Annotated in this window: 5 protein-coding genes; 4 read left to right on the top strand and 1 reads right to left on the bottom strand. The window is 62.5% G+C overall.

What is annotated here, in order from left to right:
• The first annotated feature begins 86 nt into the window (after positions 1-86).
• Entirely contained in the window at positions 87-1,514 is a 1,428-nt protein-coding gene (gene gndA, locus EN935_RS19550; protein ID WP_127265794.1) for an NADP-dependent phosphogluconate dehydrogenase, read from the top strand.
• 24 nt (positions 1,515-1,538) lie between these two features.
• On the opposite strand, the gene EN935_RS19545 is transcribed toward gndA, so the two are convergent.
• A complete protein-coding gene (locus tag EN935_RS19545; protein ID WP_127265793.1) occupies positions 1,539-2,594 on the bottom strand; it encodes a LacI family transcriptional regulator in 1,056 nt (351 codons plus the stop codon).
• 397 nt (positions 2,595-2,991) lie between these two features.
• Between EN935_RS19545 and EN935_RS19540 the strand changes: the two genes are divergently transcribed.
• From EN935_RS19540 to EN935_RS19530, 3 genes are all read left to right on the top strand, one after another.
• A complete protein-coding gene (locus EN935_RS19540) occupies positions 2,992-4,230 on the top strand; it encodes an ABC transporter substrate-binding protein (RefSeq protein ID WP_126070568.1) in 1,239 nt (412 codons plus the stop codon).
• Between the two features lie 82 nt (positions 4,231-4,312).
• Positions 4,313-5,206, top strand: coding sequence for a sugar ABC transporter permease (locus EN935_RS19535; RefSeq protein ID WP_126070567.1), 894 nt, complete (start codon positions 4,313-4,315; stop codon positions 5,204-5,206).
• Positions 5,199-5,757, top strand: a 559-nt coding sequence (locus tag EN935_RS19530; RefSeq protein ID WP_164771209.1) for a carbohydrate ABC transporter permease, incomplete at its 3' end; no start/stop codon positions are given. The genes EN935_RS19535 and EN935_RS19530, both read left to right, overlap by 8 nt.

Below are 5,757 nucleotides of genomic sequence, written 5' to 3'. Positions count from 1 at the left end.
GAAAGGCCCGTCAATCATCCCGCGAAGAATGGGATCCCGCACATCGCGGGCTCCAACCAACAAGATCCGAAAGCAGGGAAGAAACGATGGAAAAAGCCGAAATCGGCCTGATCGGCCTTGGCACGATGGGCTCCAACCTTGCGCTCAACATCGCCGAGCATGGGCATCGCATCGCCGTCTTCAACCGCACCAGGGCGCGCACCGACGCTTTCGTCGAGAATGCCGGCGCGCTGAAGGACATGGTCGTACCGTGCTACAGCCTGGAAGAGCTCGCCGCCGCGATCCGGCCGCCGCGTCCGATCATCATCATGGTGCTGGCCGGCAAGCCGGTCGATGAGCAGATCGCGGCTCTGCGCGGCGTGCTTTCGGCCAACGACATTGTCATCGATGCCGGCAACGCCAATTTCCGCGACACGATGCGGCGCTTCTCCGAGCTTTCCGGCTCGGGTCTCACCTTTATCGGCATGGGCGTGTCCGGTGGCGAGGAAGGTGCGCGCCACGGACCATCGATCATGGTCGGCGGTACAGAGGAGAGCTGGAAGCGCGTCGAGAAGGTGCTGACCGCCATCTCAGCCAAGTTCAAGGACGAACCCTGCGCGGCGTGGCTCGGTACCGATGGCGCCGGCCATTTCGTCAAGACCATCCACAATGGCATCGAATATGCCGACATGCAGATGATCGCCGAGATCTACGGCATCCTGCGCGACGGGCTAGGCATGGGACCGAAAGAGATCGGCACGGTGTTTTCCAATTGGAACAAGGGCCGGCTCAACTCCTATCTGATCGAGATCACCGCCAAGGTGCTGGCATCAGACGATCCGAAGACCGGCAAGCCGGTGGTCGACATCATCCTTGACCGCGCCGGCCAGAAGGGCACCGGCAAATGGTCGGTCATCGAGGCGCAGCAGCTCGGCATTCCGGCCACCGCGATCGAGGCGGCGGTGGCGGCGCGCGTTCTGTCGTCGATCAAGGATGAGCGGCTGGCCGCAGAAAAGGCCTATGGCAACATCGGCGTGACCAAGATTTCCGGTGACAAGGACGCCTTGTTGAAAGACCTCGAACTGGCGCTGTTCGCCGGCAAGATCGCCGCCTACGCTCAAGGGTTTGCGGTGATGAGCGGCGCCTCCAAGGAGTTCAACTGGAACCTGCCAATGCCGACCATCGCCAGGATCTGGCGCGCCGGCTGCATCATCCGCTCGCAAATGCTCGACACCATGGCGGAGGCCTTCAGCAAGGGCGGTGCCTCGACCAACCTTCTGATGGCGCCGGCCTTTATCGCGTTGATGCAGGAGGCGCATCCGTCGCTGCGGCGCATCGTGGCGAGGGCAGCGGAGGCCGGCTCGCCGGTACCGGCGCTGTCTTCCGCACTGGCCTATTTCGACAGTTACCGCCAGGGCCGCGGCACTTCGAACCTGATCCAGGCGCAGCGTGACTTCTTCGGCGCGCACGGTTTCGAACGCATCGATGGACAGGGTGCATTTCACGGACCGTGGGGCAGTGGTGCGGCTGGCTAGTAGAGCCAGCCCATAAGCCATGCTTTAAGCGGGCACTGGCTGGTTTAGTGCCTGGACGCTGCTGGCCACGACCAGGCTCTGCAACGAGCCCGGCGCGGCGCCGCCGATCCAGCCGAGTACGGAACGGGCAAGCTCGGAGCCGGCCAGCCGGAAGTTCTCGTTGACGACCAGCAATTCCGGCCGGAACAGGTGCAGCAGGTCCGACGACTGCTTGGACACCACGTCGACGTCGCGGCCGAGCTTGAGGCCGGCATCCTCGATGCCGGCAACGATGGCCAGTGTCGCTGCGGCAGCGCTGCTGACGAAGCCGTCCGGCCTGACGTCGCGGCGCATCACCTGCGCGGTCCTCATCCTGATCTGCTCGATCGTATGGTCGATCGAAACAGTGTTGAACGGGATTTCGCTGGCGCCGACCTCGCTAAGCGCATCGGCAAAGCCGTTCAGCGTATGGCCGTAATAGGTCAGCCCGGGCGGCGGCGACAGAAGCGCCAGCCTGCGCCGGCCCATGCTCGCCAACCGGCGCACGGCTTCCATCGCGAAAGCATGGTTGTCGAAGTCATGGTAGGGGTGGACGAGACCCATGTCGGTGCGGCCATGCGTGGCAAAAGGCATGCCGTGCTCCAGCATGTAGCGGGCACGCGGATCGTTCGGCTGGGTGCGCGAGATGATGACGCCGTCGGCCGAGCCGGTCTCGACGAGATAGCGGATCGGCTCCATCGGATCCTGAGAACGGGAATAGGGCGTGACGATCAGATGATAGGGCGTTTCGGCGAGCACTTCCGAAACGCCGTAGATGATGTCAGAGACGAAGCTCATGATCTCGCGATCGGTGTTGAGCACGAGGCTGATGACATTGGTTCTGCCTGTGCGCAGGCGTACGCCGGCGCGGTTCGGCCGGTAGCCGATCTGCTTGGCGACGAGCTGGACACGGCGCCTGGTTTCGGCACCGATTTCCGGAGCATCCTTCAAGGCCCGCGACACGGTGGTGACGCCGAGCCCGGTCATGAAGGCGAGCGTCTTCAACGTCGGCCGCCTTTGCGCCGAGGTCTCCTCGTTCTTGTCCGTACGCTGTCTGTCCATTCGTCCCGCCCGTCAGGCGCATAGCAGTCGCAGGCCGGGTCGGCAATCGCCGCCATTGCAATACGATATGCGCTCTAGCCCCGGCAAAGTCTCAATATTCTGAAACGTTACAGATTGCCAATATCACCACCGCGAAGCCTCTCAGCCCGTGGTTTTGGCAAGGTTTTCCGCGGCCAGCAGGGCCGCGCGACCAAAACGCGGCTTTAGCGGATTTCTTGCGCTGCAGCATGATTTTGCATCGCAACAACGATGTCCGTGCCGTGCTTGCTGGTTCTCGCGCAAGGAATTTGTTCGCGCCTCGAAAAAATATCGGACCGCCTTTGCCCAAGGGGTTGCGCAGCCCACGCAATTGCCGTATCGAAAATCTGTAACGTTTCAGATTCTGGGAGGAGCCGAAATGCGATACAAACTTTTGACCGCTGCGCTGGCAGCGACGGTTGCGCTGCAATTTGCCGGTCCGGCCGCCGCGACGGACCTGGAAGTCACCCATTGGTGGACGTCGGGCGGCGAGGCGGCGGCGGTTGCGGAACTTGCCAAGGCATTCGATGCGACCGGCAATCATTGGGTGGACGGCGCCATTGCCGGTTCCGGCGGCACGGCGCGGCCGATCATGATCAGTCGCATCACCGGTGGCGATCCGATGGGCGCCACGCAATTCAACCATGGCCGGCAGGCGGAAGAGCTGGTGCAGGCCGGCCTGATGCGCGATCTCACCGACGTCGCCACCAAGGGTAAGTGGACGGAAGTCGTCCGGCCGAAGAGCCTGCTCGACAGCTGCACCATCGACGGCAAGATCTATTGCGTGCCCGTCAACATCCATTCCTGGCAGTGGCTGTGGCTGTCCAACGAGGCCTTCGAGAAGGCCGGCGTGCCGATGCCGAAGGACTGGAATGAATTCGTCGCGGCAGCGCCCGCGCTGGAAAAGGCCGGCATCATCCCGCTCGCCGTCGGCGGACAGGCCTGGCAGTCCTCCGGCGCCTTCGACGTGCTGCTTGCGGCAGTGGGCGGCACGGATACGTTCCTCAAGGTCTACAAGGACAAGGATGCCAAGTTCGCCGCCGGGCCCGAAGTCGCCAAGGTCTTCAAGGCCGCGGACGATGCCCGCAAGATGGCGAAGAACACCAATGTGCAGGACTGGAACCAGGCGACCAACCTGGTCATCACCGGCAAGGCCGGCGGCCAGATCATGGGCGACTGGGCGCAAGGCGAGTTCCAGGTTGCCGGCAAGACCGCCGGCAAGGACTATACCTGCCTGCCAGGCCTTGGGCTTAACGAAGTCATCGCCACCGGCGGCGACGCTTTCTACTTCCCGGTGCTCAAGGATGCCGAAAAGTCCAAGGCGCAGGATGTGCTGGCCGAGACGCTGCTCGATCCCAAGACGCAGGTCGCCTTCAACCTCAAGAAGGGTTCCCTGCCGGTGCGCGGCGACGTCGATCTCAATGCGGCGAACGACTGCATGAAGAAGGGCCTCGCCATCCTCGCCAAGGGCGCCGTCATACCGTGGACGGACCAGCTGCTTTCGCAGGACACCCAGAAGCAGAAGGAAGATCTCTTCGCCGAGTTCTTCGCCAAGCCGGAGCTGACCGTCGAAGAGGCGCAGAAGCGCTTCGCCGACCTCATCGCTTCGGCGGACTGACGTTGGAGGCAACCCACCTCGCTCCCGGCCTTGCGAATGCAAGGCCGGGAGCACAATGCCCTTACCCAGCCCGGCTGACGAGATGAGCAAGAGCGAACGTCCCAATCCGCTGTTCCGCAACCTCAATGCGAAGGTCGCCTCGATTCCGATGATCCTCACCGCAGTGGTGGTTTTCGTCGGCGGCACCGTTTGGACGGTGCTCTATTCCTTCACCAATTCGAAGCTCTTGCCGCGGCTGAATTTCGTCGGGCTCGACCAGTATTACCGGCTGTGGGCGACGCCGCGCTGGCTGATCTCGATCGAGAATCTGTTGATCTACGGCGTGATCTCGCTGGTGTTCTCGCTGGTCATCGGCTTCCTGCTTGCTGCGCTGCTCGACCAGAAGATCCGCTTCGAGGACACGTTCCGCACCATCTTCCTCTATCCGTTCGCGCTTTCCTTCATCGTCACCGGCCTGGTCTGGCAATGGCTGCTCAATCCCGATTTCGGCGTCCAGCACGTGGTGCGGGACCTCGGCTGGACGAGCTTCAGCTTCGACCCGCTCTACAATTCCAGTATCGTCATCTACGGCATATCGATCGCGGCACTGTGGCAGGGCACTGGGCTCATCATGTGCCTGATGCTGGCCGGCCTGCGCGGCATCGACGAGGATATCTGGAAGGCAGCGCGAGTGGATGGGATACCGATGTGGAAGACCTATCTGTTCATCGTCATCCCGATGATGCGGCCGGTCTTCATCACCACGCTGGTCATCATCGCGTCGGGCATCGTCAAGGTCTATGACCTCGTCGTGGCCCAGACCAGCGGCGGCCCGGGCATCGCTTCCGAAGTGCCGGCCAAATACGTCTACGACTACATGTTCTTCGCCCAGAATCTCGGCCAGGGTTTTGCTGCCTCGACCATGATGCTGCTCTCGGTGGTGATCGTCATCGTGCCGTGGGCCTATCTCGAATTCGGAGGCAGGAAGCGTGTCTGAGCAAGCCGTTTCCATTGCCGCCAACGCCAACAGGCTCGATGCGTCCGGGCCGCGCGGGCCGCGGCCGCGGCACACCTTCTCGCGCCGCAACATCTTCCTCTATGGCACGCTGATCGTGATGGCGGTCTACTACCTTCTGCCGCTCTACGTGATGGTCGTCACCTCGCTCAAGGGAATGCCCGAGATACGGCTCGGCAACATCTTTTCGCCGCCGCTCGAGATCACCTTCGAGCCGTGGGTCAAGGCGTGGTCGACGGCCTGCACCGGCCTCAACTGCGACGGGCTTTCGCGCGGCTTCTGGAATTCGGTGCGCATCACCGTGCCGTCGGTGCTGCTGTCGATCGCCATCGCCTCGGTGAACGGTTACGCGCTGGCCAATTGGCGCTTCAAGGGCGCCGATACGTTTTTCATCATCCTGATCGTCGGCGCCTTCATTCCCTACCAGGTGATGATCTATCCGATCGTCATCATCCTGCGCGAGATCGGCCTCTATGGCAGCCTCAGCGGCCTGGTGGTCGTCCATTCCATTTTCGGCATGCCGATCCTGACGC

The sequence above is a fragment of the Mesorhizobium sp. M7D.F.Ca.US.004.03.1.1 genome (assembly GCF_003998635.1).
Lineage (GTDB): Bacteria > Pseudomonadota > Alphaproteobacteria > Rhizobiales > Rhizobiaceae > Mesorhizobium > Mesorhizobium loti.
The sequence above is the reverse complement of the archived record's forward strand: the minus strand, read 5'-3'. Positions and strand labels throughout refer to the sequence as shown.

Bases quoted from the DNA above. Each gene is read 5' to 3' on its own strand.
- gndA (WP_127265794.1), top strand. From the start codon at position 87: ATGGAAAAAGCCGAAATCGGCCTGATCGGCCTTGGCACGATGGGCTCC.
- EN935_RS19545 (WP_127265793.1), bottom strand. From the start codon at position 2,594: ATGGACAGACAGCGTACGGACAAGAACGAGGAGACCTCGGCGCAAAGG.
- EN935_RS19540 (WP_126070568.1), top strand. From the start codon at position 2,992: ATGCGATACAAACTTTTGACCGCTGCGCTGGCAGCGACGGTTGCGCTG.
- EN935_RS19535 (WP_126070567.1), top strand. From the start codon at position 4,313: ATGAGCAAGAGCGAACGTCCCAATCCGCTGTTCCGCAACCTCAATGCG.